Annotated in this window: 14 protein-coding genes; 8 read left to right on the forward strand and 6 right to left on the reverse strand. The window is 71.3% G+C overall.

What is annotated here, in order from left to right; all coding sequences use genetic code 11:
- Positions 1-63 precede the first annotated feature (63 nt).
- Positions 64-1,047 carry a hypothetical protein gene (locus tag E1285_RS21300; protein WP_132154723.1) on the reverse strand — a complete coding sequence of 328 codons (984 nt, stop codon included), beginning with the start codon at positions 1,045-1,047 and terminating at the stop codon, positions 64-66.
- Positions 1,048-1,146: 99 nt separating this feature from the next.
- On the opposite strand from E1285_RS21300, the gene E1285_RS21305 reads away from it, so the two are divergent.
- Entirely contained in the window at positions 1,147-1,758 is a 612-nt protein-coding gene (locus tag E1285_RS21305) for a TetR/AcrR family transcriptional regulator (RefSeq protein WP_132154725.1), read from the forward strand.
- Between the two features lie 376 nt (positions 1,759-2,134).
- Entirely contained in the window at positions 2,135-4,099 is a 1,965-nt protein-coding gene (locus E1285_RS21310; protein ID WP_132154727.1) for a sensor histidine kinase, read from the forward strand.
- A 270-nt stretch (positions 4,100-4,369) separates the two neighbouring features.
- Here the strand turns inward: E1285_RS21310 and dapF are convergent, their stop codons facing one another.
- Together dapF and miaA are read right to left on the reverse strand one after the other, a co-directional pair.
- Positions 4,370-5,182, reverse strand: a complete 813-nt coding sequence (gene dapF, locus E1285_RS21315; protein WP_132154729.1) for a diaminopimelate epimerase — start codon at positions 5,180-5,182, stop codon at positions 4,370-4,372.
- Positions 5,183-5,191: 9 nt separating this feature from the next.
- Complete coding sequence (miaA, locus tag E1285_RS21320) at positions 5,192-6,103, reverse strand: tRNA (adenosine(37)-N6)-dimethylallyltransferase MiaA (protein WP_132154753.1); 912 nt, start codon at positions 6,101-6,103, stop codon at positions 5,192-5,194.
- 162 nt (positions 6,104-6,265) lie between these two features.
- Here miaA and E1285_RS21325 point away from each other — a divergent pair, with 162 nt between their 5' ends.
- Positions 6,266-6,499: an antitoxin gene (locus E1285_RS21325; protein ID WP_132154731.1), complete on the forward strand. Its 234-nt coding sequence runs from the start codon at positions 6,266-6,268 to the stop codon at positions 6,497-6,499.
- Here E1285_RS21325 and E1285_RS21330 read toward each other — a convergent pair.
- Complete coding sequence (locus E1285_RS21330; RefSeq protein WP_132154733.1) at positions 6,487-7,227, reverse strand: hypothetical protein; 741 nt, start codon at positions 7,225-7,227, stop codon at positions 6,487-6,489. The genes E1285_RS21325 and E1285_RS21330 overlap by 13 nt on opposite strands.
- Before the next feature lie 102 nt (positions 7,228-7,329).
- A complete protein-coding gene (gene miaB / locus E1285_RS21335) occupies positions 7,330-8,871 on the reverse strand; it encodes a tRNA (N6-isopentenyl adenosine(37)-C2)-methylthiotransferase MiaB (protein WP_132154735.1) in 1,542 nt (513 codons plus the stop codon).
- A gap of 178 nt (positions 8,872-9,049) precedes the next feature.
- Between miaB and E1285_RS21340 the strand changes: the two genes are divergently transcribed.
- The 5 genes from E1285_RS21340 to E1285_RS21360 all read left to right on the forward strand — a co-directional run bounded on the left by E1285_RS21340 (position 9,050) and on the right by E1285_RS21360 (position 14,908).
- Entirely contained in the window at positions 9,050-9,865 is an 816-nt protein-coding gene (locus E1285_RS21340; protein ID WP_132154737.1) for an amino acid ABC transporter ATP-binding protein, read from the forward strand.
- Between the two features lie 75 nt (positions 9,866-9,940).
- A complete protein-coding gene (locus tag E1285_RS21345) occupies positions 9,941-10,810 on the forward strand; it encodes a glutamate ABC transporter substrate-binding protein (RefSeq protein ID WP_132154739.1) in 870 nt (289 codons plus the stop codon).
- 111 nt (positions 10,811-10,921) lie between these two features.
- A complete protein-coding gene (locus E1285_RS21350; protein WP_132154741.1) occupies positions 10,922-11,605 on the forward strand; it encodes an amino acid ABC transporter permease in 684 nt (227 codons plus the stop codon).
- Positions 11,602-12,597: an amino acid ABC transporter permease gene (locus E1285_RS21355; RefSeq protein WP_132154743.1), complete on the forward strand. Its 996-nt coding sequence runs from the start codon at positions 11,602-11,604 to the stop codon at positions 12,595-12,597. The genes E1285_RS21350 and E1285_RS21355 overlap by 4 nt, the downstream gene beginning before the upstream one ends.
- A gap of 223 nt (positions 12,598-12,820) precedes the next feature.
- Entirely contained in the window at positions 12,821-14,908 is a 2,088-nt protein-coding gene (locus E1285_RS21360) for a prolyl oligopeptidase family serine peptidase (RefSeq protein WP_132154745.1), read from the forward strand.
- A 61-nt stretch (positions 14,909-14,969) separates the two neighbouring features.
- Here the strand turns inward: E1285_RS21360 and rny are convergent, their stop codons facing one another.
- Positions 14,970-16,541, reverse strand: a complete 1,572-nt coding sequence (rny, locus tag E1285_RS21365; protein ID WP_132154747.1) for a ribonuclease Y — start codon at positions 16,539-16,541, stop codon at positions 14,970-14,972.
- Positions 16,542-17,325 lie beyond the last annotated feature (784 nt).

A 17,325-nucleotide genomic window follows, 5' to 3' on the forward strand; every position in this document is an offset into this window, starting at 1 on the left:
GCACAGAATGCTACCGGCCGATTACACACAGCGGCGGGAAAAGCCCGGAGTTGGCGCTCGATGTCAGGCGAGGGCGGGTTCGCGGTCGGTTGCGGCCTCGTTCCGGGTGCGTCCGCGCAGCCCGCCGGCGGCCAGGAGCGCGAACCCGGCGGCGGCCCAGGCGACGAGGATCGCCAGCGGCCCGGCGGCGCCCGCGCCGTCGAAGAAGGCCACCGACCGCAGCAGCGTCGCCGCCGCGCCCGGCGGGAGGATCTGGCCGAGGTCGCCCCACGGCTGCGGCAGCAGTTCCGGCGCCGAGGTGGCGGCCGACAGCGGGTTGCCGAGCAGCAGAAGCGTGAGCGCGCCGACGCCGAGGCCCGGACGCCCGAAGGCCGCGGCCAGACCGGTGACCGTGCCGGTCACGGCGAGGATGGTCAGCGACATGACCCCGGCGAGCGCGAGGTACGGGCCGGGCAGCAGAGACAGCCAGCCGTGCGCGATCCCCGCCGCGCCGAGGCCGCCCAGCACCGCGAACAGCACGACGCCGGCGGCGCGCCAGGCGGCCGCGGGGATCGCGAACGTCAGCAGCACCGCGGCCGCCAGCCCGGACATGATCAGCGGCAGCACGAGCGACCCGAATCCGGCCCCGCGCGGATCGTCGGAGTCGGCGGCGACGACGTCCTGGACGGGCGGGCCGGGCGCCGTCCCCCGCTGTGCGAGGCCCTGGGCCAGTGCGCCGAGTTGCTGCGCGACGGCAGGCGAGGCGGCGGAGGCGGTGAGCACCTTCGGGCCGGACGGGCTGGTGACGATGGCGCCGTAGGCCTCGCGATCGGCGAGCGCGGCGCGGGCTCCCGCCTCGTCCCGCCGTGTCCGGACGTCGAACGCTCCCGGCCGTTCCGAGTCCAGCCGTTCCGCGACGGCGGCGGCCTGCGGGCCGGTCACGACGACCGGGACGTCGCGCGGCGCCACCCGCGCGGCGGGCCAGGTGAACGCGGTGATCATGATGAGCTGCAGCAGCGCGGCGGCGACGGCGACGCCGGCGGCGCGCCGGGCGAGGGAGGACCGCATGGTCGGCTCCTAAATAAAGCGAATGTCCGTTCTCTTTAGCAGAGTCACATCCCCGGTCCGGGCTTGTCAAGAAACGAACGTTCGTTTTATGGTTGCCGCATGCCGAGGGTCAGCGAAGAGCACCTGGAGCGGCGGCGGCGCCAGATCGTGGACGCCGCCCGCGCCTGCTTCATCCGCAAGGGCGTCCACGCGACGTCCATGCAGGACATCTTCGCCGAGTCCGGACTCTCGGCCGGGGCGGTCTACCGCTACTTCCGCAGCAAGAACGAGATCATCGAGGCCAACATCTCCACGGTGATCGGCGACATACACGAGTTCTTCAGGGAACTCTCACGCAGCGATCCCCTGCCGCCGCTGGACGAGGTCGCCGAGCGGCTCGCGGTCAAGGTCGTCGACCTGTCCGGCGAGAACGGCCCGCTCCGGCTCGCCCCGGAGGCGTGGGCGCTCGCCATGCACGACCCGGAGATCGCCACCTACGTCGCCGCCAACGTCACCGGTCTCCGCGAGACGTGGACGTCCTACATGGCCCGGCTGGTCGAGGCGGGGTTCCTTCCCGCGGACACCGACGTCGTGGCGGTCGGCAAGACGCTGTTCGCCCTCGTGCCCGGCTTCCTCGTGCAGCGGCTCGTCCTCGGGGACTTCTCACCCGAGGAGCTGCGGCGCGGCGTGCGGGCGCTCACCCGCGAAAGCATGTTGACTCCGCCGGTCTGACCCTGACGCGTCCCGGTCAAGCCCGCCGCGAAGGCCGGCATGCCGACGATGCGCGGCCCATTTCGGCCGTTTTCGGCACTGGCGGCGATCCGGGCCCGCCCCTGTGAAGGGCTCGGAGCCGCCGCCCGCACCGCGCGCCGGACACCGGCGGACGGCGCGGCGGGTATCGTCCGGCACCCCCACCGGACGCGCTGACCTGCACCTTCCGTTCTCGCCGCCGGGTTCCGCGGTTACCATCACGGCACACGCCACCACACCGTGACGGGGGACAGTGTCGGCGGAAGGGGGTCCCGGTGTCCTGAGGCGGACGCCCCTATGACTGCAGGACAGGGGCCAGGAAGCTTTAACATTCCATTACTTTTGGTCTGGGGTGTGCATGGTTGAGACGGCAGGACAGCGCCGCGGGGCGGGACGCGCCGCGGCCCCGGTCGCGCTCGGCGCCGTCCTGCTCGTCGCCGCGTCGTTCGCCATCGGGACCCGGCTGCCCTCTGACCTGCGGACGGTCTGGTGGCATCCGGAGATCCTCGTCGCGATCGCCTGGACGCCCGTGGCCGCCGTGCTGCTGCGGCACCGGCCGGGCCTGAAGGTCGGCTGGCTCATGCTCGGCGCCGGCTTCAGCGCCGCGGTGTACGTCCTCTCGCTCAATACGGCCCCGTGGTTCGACCGCCACGACTGGCCCGGAACCGGCTTCCTCACCTGGCTCAGCACCTGGCTGTGGGCCGTTGACACCTACGCCCTGACGCTCGTCCTGCCGCTGATCTTCCCCGACGGGCGGCTGGTGTCGCGCTGGTTCCGCCCGGCCCTCGTCCTCGCCTGCCTCGTCCCGGTGATCGTCTGCGTCCATCTGACGATCGACCCGGACGTGCGCGAGTGGCACAACGGGGTCTCGGTCTACCCGTTCGGCGGGATCCCGGTGCCCATCACCGTGATCATCCTCGGCACCCTGGCCGCGGCCCTGTTCTCGATCGCGGTGCGGTTCGTCCGGTCGCCCCCCGACGTCCGGCGGCAGATCGCCTGGGTCGTCTACCCGGGCCTGGTCGCCGAGGCGGTCATCTACACCGGCGAGAACACGATGATCGGGGACCCGCTGCGCAACGTCATGATCGTCGCCGTCCCCGTCTGCGTCGCGATCGCGATCACCCGCTACCGGCTCTACGACATCGACCTCGTGGTCAGCCGCACGCTCGTGTACGCGGGGCTCGCCGCCGTCATCACCGGCGTGTACTTCGCGCTGGTCGGCACCGCGAGCCTCCTGGCCCACGACGAGGGAACCCTCGCCGGCCTGGGCGCGGCCATCGTCGCCGGCGCGGTGTTCGAGCCCGTCCGGCGGCGGCTGCAGCGCACGGTGGACGGGTTCATCCACGGCGAACGCGACCCGTACCGGATCGCGGACCGGCTCAACCGGCGGCTGCAGACCGCCGCCGACCCGGCCGCCGCGCTCGCCGTGGCCGCCGAGGTGGCGCGCTCCGCCCTGCACGCCAGCGGCGTCGCGATCGAGGTGCTGGACCGCGACCGCCGGACGATCGCGGCGGAGGACGGCGTGCTCGGCGACCGCCCGCAGCTCATCCCGCTGGTCTGGCACGGGGAGCCGGTCGGCCGGCTGCTGTTCGGCGTCGTCCGGTCGCCGGACGCGCGGCTGTCGGGCATCCTCGCCCGCAACCTCGCCGAGCTGGCGAACGCGGTACGGCTCGCCGCGGACGTGCAGCGGTCCAGGGAGCACATCCTGCGCACCCGGGAGGAGGAGCGGCGGCGGCTGCGGCGCGACCTGCACGACGGGCTCGGCCCGACGCTCGCCAGCCTGGCGATGACGGTCGACGCCGCGCGCATCACGCTGAAGACCGACCCCGAGGCGGTGGACACGCTGCTGGAGGAGCTCCGCGCGACGATGGGGAGCACCATCGGCGACATCCGCGAGCTGGTGTACGGGCTGCGGCCGCCCGCGCTGGACGATCTGGGGCTGGAGGGCGCGATCCAGGCGCTCGGCGGGGTCGTCGCCACGGGGGACGGCCCGGAGGTGGACGTCCAGGTGGAGGGCGACCTGAAAGGTCTCCCGGCGGCCGCCGAGGTCGCCGCCTACCGGATCGTGCAGGAGGCGCTGACCAACGTGCACCGGCACGCCAAGGCCGGCTCCGCGGTGGTCCGGCTGCACCTGAACGGCGACCTGCACGTCTCCGTCGACGACGACGGGGTGGGGCTGCCCGCACAGGTGCGTTCCGGCATCGGCATGTCCTCGATGCGGGAGCGTGCGGCCGAACTCGGAGGCTCCTGCACCGTCGGCCCCGGCCCCAAAGGCGGGACGCTGGTCCGGGCCAAACTGCCCGTCAACGGCGTCCATCCCTGACGCGCCCGGCCTCGATCCCCGGCCGGCTGCGCGGTTTCCCGGCATTCACCCGGTGGGAGGGCCGGTGACCGCCCCCCGCCAAGAAGGTCGCCACCGGCCCTCGGGCTCCGCACGGAACCGGGGCTCCCATCCCGGTCCATACGGGCCATTCACCAGAGGGTGTGCATGAACGAAGTTATGCGGCGGACGGTCCCGTTGGTGAGGGACACCTGTCCCGTTCGAGCCGGGACGAGCCCGAGAAGTCTCCGGCCCTGGTTGGACGGGGTCCGGCTAGATCCAGCCCGGCCGGGTCTCGCCGTCGGCGACCAGCACCGCCGGGCCGGTCAGGCGGCTGGTCCCGCCGTCGAGGGCGACGGTCACCCGCCCGCCGGGCACGTCCACGGTCCATTCGGACGGGCCTGCCGTGCCCGCGGCGGCCGCGGCGGCGACCGCGACCGTCCCGGTGCCGCAGGAACGGGTCTCGCCCGAGCCCCGCTCGTACACGCGCATCTCCAGGTGCCGCTCCCCGATCGTGCGGAAGAACTCGACGTTCACACCGGCGGGGAAGACGGCGGGGTCGAAGGCGGGCGCGCTCGACAGGTCCAGCGCCGCGACGGGCCCGTCCACCCGGCACGCGAGGTGCGGGTTGCCCACGGAGACGCGCTCGCCCTGGAACACCGTGCCCGCCATGGACGCCTCCCCGGGGCCGAGGACGCCGGCCGGACCCATGCCGGCGCTGACGTCGCCGGACGCGCCGAGCGTCACGCGCCGCAGGCCCGCCCGGGTCGCCACGTCCCACTCCCCGGGCGCGGCGAGGCCGGCGTCGACCAGGTAGCGCGCGAAGACGCGGATCCCGTTGCCGCACATCTCGGCGATGCTTCCGTCGGCGTTGCGGTAGTCCATGAACCACTCGGCGTCCGCCCCGGCCCCGGCCTCGTCCCCCGCCGCCTTCGTCCGGACGACCCGCAGGACGCCGTCGGCGCCGATCCCGGCGCGCCGGTCGCACAGCCGCGCCACGGCCTCGGGCGTGAGGTCCAAGGCGCCGTCCGGGTCGGGCAGGATCACGAAGTCGTTCTCGGTGCCATGCCCCTTGACAAACCGCATCCCCCGATCCTATGACCCCCGCCGCGGGTCTCGGACGGCCAGGGCGAGCGCGCGGCCGGCCAGGTCCGGGGCGTCGTAGGGAAGCCATCGGACGCGGGGATCCCGGCGGAACCACGACTCCTGCCGACGGGCGAAACGCCGGGTCGTGCGGACGGTGTCCTCCTTGGCCTGCTCCTCCGTCCACTCCCCGGAAAGGACCCGGAGCACCTGCGCGTAACCGAGGGCGCGGCCGGCGGTCAGGCCGTCCCGCAGGCCCTCCCGCTCCAGCTCGCGGACCTCGCCGACCAGGCCCGCCTCCCACATCCGGGCCACCCGCCTGGAGATGCGCTCGTCCAGCTCGTCGCGGGGCACGCTCAGGCCGATCTGGACGACGGAGTCGTAGCGGTACCGGTGCTCGGGCAGGGTCGCGGTGAACGGCCTGCCGGTTATCTCGATGACCTCCAGGGCCCGGACGATCCGCCGTCCGTTGCTCGGCAGGATCGCCTCCGCCGCGGCCGGGTCGACCCCCCGCAGCCGCTCGTGCAGCGCGGCCGGGCCGGCGTGCGCCAGTTCCTCCTCCAGCCGCGCCCGGACGGACGGGTCCGTCCCCGGGAAGTCCATGTGGTCGAGCGCGGCCCGCACGTACAGGCCGGAGCCGCCGACTAGCACCGGGAGCCGGTCCCGCGCCCGGATCGATGCGATCGCGTCCGCGCTGAGCCGCTGGTACTCGGCGACGCTGGCGGTCCTGGTCACGTCCCAGACGTCCAGCAGATGGTGGGGAACACCGCGCATCTCGGCGGGGGTGAGCTTCGCGGTGCCGATGTCCATGCCGCGGTACAGCTGCATCGAGTCGGCGTTGACCGCCTCCCCGCCCAGCCTCAGTGCGAGTTCCACGGCGAGGTCGGACTTGCCGGCGGCGGTCGCGCCGACGACCGCGAGCACGCCGGGGGCGGCGGGGCGCCGCCCCGGAGGCGGAACACGGGACGCGTTTCGTGAGGTCACGTGATTGATTGTGGCAACAGAACGGGTATAGGCGGGATGTACGGGTGTCGCGCGTGATCGCGTGTCGCCGCAGACGAGACGAGGGATCCGGGGGGATTTCGAATGTCCATCGTCGACAAGGTCAAGCAGATGCTCGGGCAGCACTCCGACAAGGCCCGCCAGGGTATGGAGCGGACCGGGGACAAGATCGACGAGCGCACCGGGGGCAAGTACGCCGACAAGATCGACAAGGCCCAGGAGAAGGGCGGCGACTTCATCGACCGCGAAAGCGGTCAGGGCGGCGGCGGCCAGGGCGGCGGCCAGCCCGGTGGCCAGGGCGGCGGTCAGCAGCCATAGCCGGTCCGCGACCAGGCCGCGACGAGGTAGCCGACTCCGTACGGCGCCTCGTCGGCGAGGAGGCCGGCCGTGAGGCCGTCCCCGGCGCCCGCGCCCGCGCCGGCGGCGCCGGCGAGCACCTGCCACGCCGCGCGCCCGGCCGCCTGGACCTCCAGGGAGAGCACCGGATCCAGAGCGGCCAGGGCGGCGGCGTCGGCGCTGCGGAGCGCCCGCGCCGCAGTCGCGTCGTAAGGGCCCGCGCGCTCGTCGAGGTACCCGGGCGCCTTCTCCGAACGGCATGCCGACCCGTCGCCCATCACCAGGAGCGCGACCCGGTCGGCCGACTCCGCGAGCCGCCTCCCGAGTGACAGGCATTCTTCCGGTGGAGCGCCGAACGCCACCGCCTCGTACCGGGCGCCGGAACCGGCGCTCTGCCGCTCCAGCAGCCAGCGGCCGATGGTGAGGGAGAGCGGCAGCGCTTCAGCGGTGTCCCCCGGCTCGTCAGGGATCGTCCAGGCCAGACCGTACGGCCGGAGCGTCGCGTACGCGCCGGGGCCATAGGACCGGGTCGCCGCGGCGCCGCCCACGACGACGAGCGCGTCCACCGGACCACCGGTCCCGGAGACGCTCAGACGGCGGACGGCCTCGTCGCACGCGGCGCGCAGCGGGTCGAGCTCCGGCGCCGCCTCCCCCGCCATCGCGGGCACGAGGATGGGCGGATGCGGGCACACCGCCGCCGATACGAGCACACTGCCTCCCTGCCACCGGGTCCGCTGCCGCCACCCGGGTCCTCCCGCGGGGGATCACCACGGGAGATCACCACGGGGGCTCAACCCCGATCATGCCGGAGTTCAGGGGGCGGCGGAGCAGCCGGACGCCGGCGCGTCCGCCTGGGCCGGGCGCCCGATCGCCGGCATTCCGAGCGAAACGCCCTTCTGGCCGTCCCGCCCGCCCTGGCGGGCCTCCCAGGCGTCGCCGGCGCGGGTCCGCCGGACGTCCAGCACCGGCTTGTCGGCGACCAGGTGATGGGGCGCGGCATAGGTGACCTCCACCGTGACCATGTCACCGGGGCGGACCGGCTCGTCCGGCACGCCGAAGTGGACCAGCCGGTTGTCGGGCGCGCGGCCCGACAACCGGCGGGTCGCCACGTCCTTGCGGCCCTCGCCCTCGGCGACCAGGACCTCCAGGGTGCGGCCGAGCTGCTTCTTGTTCTCCGCCCAGGAGATCTCCTCCTGGAGGGCGATCAGCCGCTCGTACCGCTCCTGGACGACCTGTTTCGGCAGCTGCCCGTCCATGGTCGCCGCCGGTGTGCCCGGGCGCTTGGAGTACTGGAACGTGAACGCGGACGCGAACCGGGCCTCCCGCACCACGTGCAGGGTCTCCTCGAAGTCGGCCTCGGTCTCCCCGGGGAAGCCGACGATGATGTCGGTGGTGATCGCCGCGTCCGGCATCGCCTCCCGGACCTTCTCGATGATGCCGAGGTAGCGGTCCTGCCGGTACGAGCGGCGCATCGCGCGCAGCACCGCGTCCGACCCGGCCTGCAGCGGCATGTGCAGCGACGGCATCACGTTCGGCGTCTCGGCCATGGCGGCGATGACGTCGTCGGTGAAGTCCTTCGGGTGCGGCGAGGTGAACCGGACCCGCTCCAGGCCCTCGACGCCGCCGCACGCCCGCAGCAGCCCCGCGAACGCGGATTGCCCGCCCTCCGTCATCGCGCGGACGTCGTCGGGCGCGGCGGCGAGCGCACCGAACCCCGAGCCGTAGGCGTTGACGTTCTGACCGAGAAGGGTGATCTCCAGGGCGCCCTCGGCGACGAGCGCCTCGACCTCGGCGAGGATCTCCCCCGGGCGGCGGTCCTTCTCCTTGCCGCGCAGCGACGGGACGATGCAGAACGTGCACGTGTTGTTGCAGCCCACGGAGATCGACACCCACGCCGCATACGGCGACTCGCGGCGCGTCGGCAGCGTCGAAGGGAAGGTCACCAGCGACTCTTCGATCTCGACCTGCGCCTCACTCTGGACACGGGCCCTTTCCAGCAGCGTGGGCAGCGACCCGATGTTGTGGGTGCCGAACACCACGTCCACCCAGGGGGCCCGCTTGACGATGGTGTCGCGGTCCTTCTGGGCGAGGCAGCCGCCGACGGCGATCTGCATGCCGGGATGACCGTCCTTGACCGGTCGCAGATGGCCCAGGTTTCCGTAGAGCCGGTTGTCGGCGTTCTCCCGCACCGCGCAGGTGTTGAACACCACCACATCGGGTTCGCCGCCCCCGGCGCGCACGTACCCGGCCGCCTCAAGGAGCCCGGACAGCCGCTCGGAATCGTGAACGTTCATCTGGCACCCGTAAGTACGGATTTCGTACGTACGGGGAGCCGTATTCATTGGCGCACTCATGTCGGTTACCAAGGGTACGGGCCCCAGCCGATATCGAGGAACCGGCGACCTGCCACGCGGGCGACCACTGATGATCACTCTCCGCCACGGGGAAGGCCGCCCGACATGGGCATTCGTGATCGTATCGGTACCGCGCGGCAACTTCCGCGGAGTCACCGATGACGTAAAGTCCGGGCGCATGACGGACAGCGAAGACGGGCCCGACCTCACCAAGGACGGGCCGGAGGACTCCCCCGCGGAGCGGGCCGCCGCGGGTGGCCGGCCCCTCGTCGTAGTCGAACACGTCAACAAGCACTTCGGCGAGCTGCACGTCCTCAGGGACATCAACCTCACCGTCAACTCCGGCGAGGTCGTCGTGGTCATCGGCCCGTCCGGGGGCGGGAAGTCCACCCTGTGCCGGTCGATCAACCGGCTGGAGCGGATCGACGACGGAAGGATCCTCATCGACGGGAAGGAGCTTCCCGAAGAGGGCAAGGAACTGGCGAGACTCCGCGCCGACGTCGGCATGGTGTTCCAGGCGTTCAACCTGTTCGCCCACATGACGATCCTGGAGAACGTCACCCTCGGGCCGATCAAGGTCCGCAAGGAGGGCAAGCGGGAATCCGAGAAGCACGCGATGGAACTGCTGGACCGGGTCGGCATCGGCGACCAGGCGCACAAGTACCCCGCCCAGCTGTCCGGCGGCCAGCAGCAGCGGGCCGCGATCGCACGCTCCCTCGCGATGAGGCCCAAGGTGATGCTCTTCGACGAGCCCACCTCGGCGCTGGACCCGGAAATGGTCAACGAGGTCCTGGACGTCATGACCGGCCTGGCCCGCGAGGGCATGACGATGATCGTCGTCACCCATGAAATGGGGTTCGCGCGCAAGGCCGCGCAGAAGGTCGTGTTCATGTCGGACGGCCAGCTCGTGGAGGAGAACACGCCCGAGGAGTTCTTCACCAACGCGCGCTCCGAGCGCGCGAAGGACTTCCTCTCCAAGATCCTCACCCACTGAACTGTTCGGTCCGCAGGGATGAGAATGGTCCACTGAGCCACGGGGCTCCGGCAGAGAGCAGAGGTAGGACGAGAAATGCGAGTACGTCGTTTCGGCGCCCTCATCGGGGCGGGGATGGCGTTGTCACTGGCGCTCACCGCGTGTGGCAGCGACACGGAGAAGACCGAGGCCAAGACCGTCGTCCAGAAGGCCAAGGACGACAAGAAACTGACCATCGGCATCAAGTACGACCAGCCGGGGCTGGGGCTGAAGAAGCCCGACGGCACCTTCGCCGGTTTCGACGTCGACGTCGCCAAGTACATCGCTCAGCAGATGGGCGTGCCCGAGAGCGGCATCACCTTCAAGGAGACGACCTCCGCGAACCGTGAGTCGTTCATCGGCGGCGGGCAGGTCGACCTCGTCATCGCCACCTACTCCATCACCGAGGAGCGCAAGCAGCAGGTGACGTACGGCGGCCCGTACTACGTGGCCCACCAGGACACGATGGTGACCACCGACAACACCGACATCAAGAAGACCGAGGACCTCAAGGGCAAGCGCCTGTGCAAGGCGGCCGGGTCCAACTCCTTCCGCCGCATCACCGAGCCCCCGCCGGACGGCAAGCTCGACATCGACGGCGTCAAGCTGGTCGACGCCCAGAGCTACTCCGAGTGCGTGAGCAAGCTGAAGTCCGGCGCGCTGGACGCGGTCAGCACCGACGACATGATCCTCGCCGGGTTCGCCAACCAGCAGCAGGGCTCCTTCAAGGTCATCAACGCCCCGTTCACCGACGAGAAGTACGGCGTCGGCATGAAGAAGGGCGACACCGAGACCTGCGAGGCCGTCAACAAGGCCATCAACCAGATGTACTCCGACGGCACCGGAGGGAAGCTGCTGGACAAGCACTTCGCCGGCACCGGGCTGAAGCTCGTGAAGACCGTCCCGCAGATGGAGGGCTGCGACTGATCGCAGGCCGAGGCCTATTCGTGATGCCGGTGCGTCCCCGCGAGGACGTCTCCCCGCGGGGACGCACCGGCATGACCCGAGACCGCTGGAACGCCATGGAACAGTTCAGCAATGTTTGACTTCACCCCGTTCTTCGACAACTTCGGGGAGATCGCCCAGGGATTCTGGGCGACCCTGCGCCTGGCCGCCGCCGCCGCGGTGCTCTCGCTGATCATCGGCACCGTCATGGTGAGCTTCCGCGTCGCCCCGGTGCCCGTCATGCGCTCCTTCGGCACGGGCTACGTCAACATCGTGCGCAACACGCCCCTCACGCTGGTGCTGCTGATGTGCAGCCTGGGCCTGAACGACATCCTCGCCCTGAAGTTCTCCAGCGTCTCCTCGACCACCTACTACTGGTGGGCGGTCGTCGGGCTGTCCGCCTACACCGGGGCGTTCGTCTGCGAGACCCTGCGTTCGGGGATCAACACCATCCCGCTGGGGCAGGCCGAGGCGGCCCGCTCGATCGGGCTGACGTTCACCCAGTCGCTCCGGATGATCATCCTGCCGCAGGCGTTCCGCTCGATCATCGCGCCGATGGGCAGCGTCCTCATCGCGATGATCAAGAACACGACGGTGGCCGCCGCGGCGAGCTACGGCGAGGTCGCGCTGGTGACCAAGACGATCATCGACAAGCCGACGTTCTCGGACGGGGTGATCCCGCTGTTCCTCGGCGTCGCCATCGGCTTCCTGCTCCTCACCCTGCCGACCGGTTACTTCTTCGGCTGGCTGGCCAAGCGAATGGCGGTGGCGCGGTGAGCAAGGAATCGTCGGTTCTCTTCGACGTCCCAGGCCCGCGGGCGCGCGCGCGGAACAGGCTGCTGACCGTCGGCGTCTCGGCCGTGCTCCTCGCACTCCTGGCCGCGCTCGTCTGGCGGCTGTACGACAAGGACCAGTTCGCGAGCCACCTGTGGACCCCGTTCACCGAGTGGACGGTCTGGCGGCACCTCCTCCTGCCCGGCCTGCTGAACACGCTGAAGGCCGCCGCCCTGGCGACGGTGCTGGCGCTGCTGTTCGGCGCCGTGTTCGGCCTGGCCCGGCTCTCGGACCACTGGTGGATCCGGATCCCGGCCGGCGCCGTCGTCGAGTTCTTCCGCGGCATCCCGCTGCTGATCCTGATCTTCCTGGCGTTCTTCGTCCCCAACAAGATCAGCCCCGCGATCGCCGAGTCGCCGTTCGGCCAGCTCCAGCGGATGTCGGTGGACTACTTCTTCTTCATCTTCGGCGTGGAGAGCAACGCCGGGGTGGTCACCGTCCCCGCCTTCGCCGCGGTCGTGTTCGGGCTCGTGATGTACAACGGCTCGGTGCTGGCCGAGGTGGTGCGCGCGGGCGTCCTGTCGATCCCGAAGGGGCAGTCGGAGGCCGCCTACTCCGTCGGCCTGCGCAAGAACGGCGTCATGCGGCTCGTCCTGCTGCCGCAGGCCGTCACGGTGATGATGCCGGCGATCGTCAGCCAGATCGTCGTGCTCCTGAAGGACACCGCGCTCGGCTTCATCATCGCCTACGGCGAGTTCCTCCAGGCGGGGTTCAAGCAGGTCCCCGCCAACTACAGCAACAACGTCCTGCAGGCCGGCATCGTGGTCGCGATCATCTACATCGGGATCAACATGTCGCTGAGCCGGGTGGCGACGTGGCTGGAGCGCCGCAGCCGCCGCAGCCGCAAGACCTCGGCCAAGAGCATGGGCACCGCCGGGCCTCCCCCGGCCCCGGGCATGTCCCGGCAGGCCACCGGCGAGGCCGGAGCCGCCTGAGCCCGCACCCTCGCCTCGGGGCGCCGCCGGTTCCGGCGGCGCCCCTTTCGCGGTCTCGTGGGGCGGTTCGCGGTGTACGGGACCCGGGGTCCGATTCGGTGGCGCGCACCGCGCTGATCACCTGTGTTACCCGTGAGTTGCCTGGTGGACGGCTTGTATCTTTCCGAGTTCAAACGGCCCGTCATGACCCCAACACGTCCCCGTATGCGGGACGATTCCTGGTATGACCGCTCGTGCGACCCTTCCCTTCGGCTCATGGCCTTCACCCATCTCCGCGGCTGATGTCGCCCGCGCCCGGCTGCGTCTCAGCTTCCCCACCGTCGCCGGCAGCGACGTCTGGTGGCAGGAGACCCGGCCCGAGGAGGGCGGGCGGACCACGGTCATCCATCTCAAAGGCGGTCACCGCACCGAGCTCCTGCAGGCGCCGTGGGACGCCCGCACCCGCGTCCACGAGTACGGCGGGCGGTCGTACCTGCCGGTCCGCACGGCCGGCGGGCGGTCGATCGTCTTCTCCAACTACGACGATCAGCGGCTCCACCGGCTCGACGAGGGCGACCCGAAGCCGTATCCGCTGACCCCCGAGCCGGCCGTGCCGGCCGGGCTGCGTTACGCCGACTACGTCGTGTCCCCCGACGGCACGGAGATCTGGTGCGTGTGCGAGGGCCACATCGCTGCACCCCCGGTGGAACCCGCGCCTCCCGCTGCTCCTGCTGCCCCGGCGGCGGAGGGTACGGAGACCGCGGAGAGCGCCGAGGGAACGGAGGGCACCGGCCCCCCTGCCGATGAGCCGGGCATCACGGGCATCAGGCGCGCCATCGTCGCCATCCCCCTGGACGGCAGCGCGGCCGAGGACGCCGGCGCGATCCGGGAACTCGTCACCGGCGCCGACTTCTACGCCTCCCCAGCCCCGTCCCCCGCCGGCGGGCATCTGGCGTGGGTGCAGTGGAACCACCCCCGCATGCCCTGGGACGGCACCGAAATCCGCGTGGCGGCGATAGAGGACGGCACCACAGTCGCACCCCGCACGGTCAAGGGCGGCCTCAGCGAGTCCGCGGTCGCGCCGGTGTGGCGCGACGACGAGTCCCTGTACGTCATCTCCGACTGGCCCGGCTGGTGGAACATCTACCAGGTCGGCCTGCACGGCGAGTCCCCGCAGGCGCTCTACCCGGCCGAGGAGGAGTTCGCGGGCCCGCTGTGGCAGCTCGGCGGCATGCCCTACGCGCTCCTCGGCGACGGGCGCCTGGCCGTCCTGCACGGCGAAGGCGACATGCGCCTCGGCGTCTACGACCCGGAGACGCTCGACCTCACCGACCTGGAGGTCCCGTACGGGCACTGGCAGACGCAGCTGTCCACGGACGGCACGACGATCGTCGGGATCGCCGGCGGTCCCGACCTGCCGACGTCGGTCGTGCGGATCGACACCACCACCGGCCGCGTCGAGGGCCTGCGCCGGGAGCTGGCCGAGCTCCCCGACATCGCCTACCTGTCCAAGCCTCGCGCCGAACGCCTCGAAGGACCGTTCGGGCGTCCCGTCCACGCCTACGTCTTCCCGCCGGCCAACCCCGACGCCGCCGCCCCCGAGGGGGAGCTGCCGCCGTACGTGGTGTTCGTGCACGGCGGGCCGACGGGACACGTCTCCACGGCCCTCGACCTGGAACGGACGTTCTTCACCAGCCGGGGCATCGGCGTCATCGACGTCAACTACGGCGGATCGACCGGCTATGGCCGCGCCTACCGTGAACGGCTGCGCCGCCAGTGGGGCGTCGTGGACGTCGAGGACGCCGTCGCAGCCGCGCAGGCCCTCGTCGACGGCGGCATCGCCGACCCGGCCCGCCTGGCCATCCGCGGCGGCTCCGCGGGCGGCTGGACGACGCTCGCCGCCGTCACCCGGACCGGCGTGTTCAAGGCCGCCACGTCCTACTTCGGGATCAGCGACCTGCAGAGCTTCGCCGAGGCCACGCACGACTTCGAGTCGCACTACCTGTTCGGGCTGATCGGGCCGCTGCCCGGATTCGAACGCGCCTACGAGGAGCGCTCACCGCTCAGCCACGCCGGCGAGACCGCCTGCCCCGTCCTGCTGCTGCAAGGCCTCAGCGACCCGGTCGTGCCGCCCGACCAGTCCGAACGCTTCGCGCTGGCACTGGCGGGGAAGAAGGTGCCGCACGCCTACCTCACGTTCGAAGGGGAGTCGCACGGCTTCCGCCGGGCCGACACGGTCATCCGCTGCCTGGAGGTCGAGCTGGCGTTCTACGGCCAGACGCTCGGGTTCGAGCCGCGGGGCGTCGAACCGATCGAGCTGACGGTCGGCTGAGGACCCGCCCGTCCGCCTCCGCGCCGGCGGACGGGCACGCCCTTCGCCGGACCCGGTCCCCTCAGCGGGCGAACTCGATCGCCCTGGACTCCCGGACGACGGTGACGCGGATCTGCCCCGGATACGTCAGCTCGTCCTCGACCTGCTTGGCGATGTCGCGCGCGATGACCTGCGCCTGGATGTCGTCGACGGAGTCGGGCTTGACCATCACCCGGATCTCCCGCCCGGCCTGCATCGCGAAGACCTTCTCCACGCCCTCGTGCTTGTCGCGGGCGATCTCCTCCAGCCGCTCCAGCCGCTTGACGTACGCCTCCAGGGACTCCCTGCGCGCCCCCGGACGGCTGCCGCTGACGGCGTCGGCCGCCTGGGTCAGCACCGCCTCGACCGTCCGGACCTCGACCTCGTTGTGGTGCGCCTCGATGGCGTGCACGACGTCCTCGTGTTCGCCGTACCGCCGCGCGATCTCCGCGCCGATCAGCGCGTGGCTGCCCTCCACCTCGTGGGTCAGCGCCTTGCCGATGTCGTGCAGCAGCGTGCACCGCTTGGTGACCTCCACCGGCAGCCGCAGCTCACTCGCCATGATCCCCGCGATGTGCGCGGACTCGATCAGGTGCTTCAGCACGTTCTGCCCGTACGACGTGCGGTACCGCAACTGGCCGAGCAGGGCGATGAGCTCCGGGTGCATGTCGGCGATGCCGACCTCGACCAGCGCGTCCTCCCCCGCCCGGACGCACAGCTGCTCCACGTCGCTCTTGCTGCGCTCGTAGATCTCCTCGATCCGGTGCGGGTGGATCCGCCCGTCCAGGACCAGCTTCTCCAGCGTCAGCCGCCCGACCTCCCGCCGCACCGGGTCGAAGCAGCTCAGCAGCACCGCCTCCGGCGTGTCGTCGATGATCAGGTTGACGCCCGTCGTGGTCTCGAACGCGCGGATGTTGCGGCCCTCGCGGCCGATGATGCGGCCCTTCATCTCGTCGCTCGGCAGGTGCAGCACCGACACGACCGACTCGGCCGTCTGCTCGCTGGCGACCCGCTGGATCGCCAGCGTCACGATCTTGCGGGCGCGCTTGTCGCCCTCCTCCCGCGCCGAGTTCTCGATCTCGCGGGTGATCGGGATGGCCTCCCGCTTGGCCTGGTTCTCGATCGCCGCGACGAGTTCGCCCTTGGCCTGCTCGGCGGTGAGCCCGGCGGCCTGCTCCAGCACCTTGCGGCGCTCCTCGGCGACGCCGTCGAGTTCCTTCTCGCGGTTCTCGAGGGCCTTCTTGGTCTCGGCGAGCCGTCCCTGCCACTCCTCCAGGCGCCGCACCTCACCGTCGAGCCGCTGCTCCCGTTCCGCGAGCCGCGCCTCCCGGCGCTCCAAGTCCTCCCGCACGGTCCGCAGATCGTCGCGGAGGACCCTGCCCTCGTCCTCGACCTCCGCGCGCGCCGCCGACGCGATCCGCTGCGCGTCCCGCTCGGCGTTCTCCAGGACCTCCCCGGCGTCCCGCTTCGCCTTGGACCGGATCTCGTCGGCCTCGCTCTGCGCCCGGGCCATCTCCGCCGCGGCCTTCCCGGGCATGCCCGGGCGCCGCAGGACGACGATGACGAGAGCGACCAGGGTCACCAGCAGCGCTGCACCCAGCAGGACGCTCTCCATGAGGCCGATCCTTCCTCGCCGCGGGCCCGTCCGGAGTCGGGGCCCTGCCTAGCGAGGATTTACTCGCGCCAGTCGGACGGCCGGATGCACGACATCGCCGGGCAGCGCGCGGCGCGCCCCCGGTGAACCGGCCACTTCCGGTCGACGAACGTGTCCTCTATGCCTCTCAGCTGCTGGAACGTGCTCGGTCGTATGGCAATCCGCGAGACGCGGAGTAACTCCTCACTGCCGTAACGGTAAGCGTCACAGAGGTAATGAGCAAGCAAACACGGTGCATTCCGGACTAACCGAACGTCAACGTGACTCTGTTCTTACTGCAGTGCCCTTGGCGTCTCTCTTATTGCAGTGCCCTTGGCGTCGGGCCTTGGAGGCCCTCCTTCGGCGGGCACTGCGTGCGATCGCTGCATCGCTCCGACTCGCCCTGGGGGCTCGCTGCGCGATCAGGTTTCTTGCTTCGCTCGAAACCTGCCTTCGGACGCGATCGCGACGGTTCAGGTCGTCGCAGGGTTGCGGCGGGCTGAGGTCGGCGCAGTCGTGGGTGCCGCGATGCGGTCACGACGGTTCAGGTCGTCGCAGGGTTGCGGCGGGCTGAGGTCGGCGCAGTCGTGGGTGCCGCGATGCGGTCACGACGGTTCAGGTCGTCGCGGGGTTGCGGCGGGGCTGAGGTCGGCGCAGTCGTGGGTGCCGCGATGCGGTCACGACGGTTCAGGTCGTCGCGGGGTTGCGGCGGGGCTGAGGTCGGCGCAGTCGTGGGTGCCGCGATGCGGTCACGACGGTTCAGGTC

The sequence above is a fragment of the Actinomadura sp. 7K507 genome (genome assembly GCF_004348425.1).
Classification (GTDB): Bacteria; Actinomycetota; Actinomycetes; order Streptosporangiales; family Streptosporangiaceae; genus Spirillospora.

Excerpts from the sequence above, each read along its gene's own strand:
- E1285_RS21350 (WP_132154741.1), top strand. The coding sequence starts at position 10,922 with ATGTTTGACTTCACCCCGTTCTTCGACAACTTCGGGGAGATCGCCCAG.
- miaB (WP_132154735.1), bottom strand. The coding sequence starts at position 8,871 with ATGAGTGCGCCAATGAATACGGCTCCCCGTACGTACGAAATCCGTACT.
- E1285_RS21360 (WP_132154745.1), top strand. The coding sequence starts at position 12,821 with ATGACCGCTCGTGCGACCCTTCCCTTCGGCTCATGGCCTTCACCCATC.
- dapF (WP_132154729.1), bottom strand. The coding sequence starts at position 5,182 with ATGCGGTTTGTCAAGGGGCATGGCACCGAGAACGACTTCGTGATCCTG.
- E1285_RS21300 (WP_132154723.1), bottom strand. The coding sequence starts at position 1,047 with ATGCGGTCCTCCCTCGCCCGGCGCGCCGCCGGCGTCGCCGTCGCCGCC.
- rny (WP_132154747.1), bottom strand. The coding sequence starts at position 16,541 with ATGGAGAGCGTCCTGCTGGGTGCAGCGCTGCTGGTGACCCTGGTCGCT.
- E1285_RS21325 (WP_132154731.1), top strand. The coding sequence starts at position 6,266 with ATGTCCATCGTCGACAAGGTCAAGCAGATGCTCGGGCAGCACTCCGAC.
- E1285_RS21310 (WP_132154727.1), top strand. The coding sequence starts at position 2,135 with ATGGTTGAGACGGCAGGACAGCGCCGCGGGGCGGGACGCGCCGCGGCC.
- E1285_RS21340 (WP_132154737.1), top strand. The coding sequence starts at position 9,050 with ATGACGGACAGCGAAGACGGGCCCGACCTCACCAAGGACGGGCCGGAG.
- E1285_RS21305 (WP_132154725.1), top strand. The coding sequence starts at position 1,147 with ATGCCGAGGGTCAGCGAAGAGCACCTGGAGCGGCGGCGGCGCCAGATC.
- E1285_RS21345 (WP_132154739.1), top strand. The coding sequence starts at position 9,941 with ATGCGAGTACGTCGTTTCGGCGCCCTCATCGGGGCGGGGATGGCGTTG.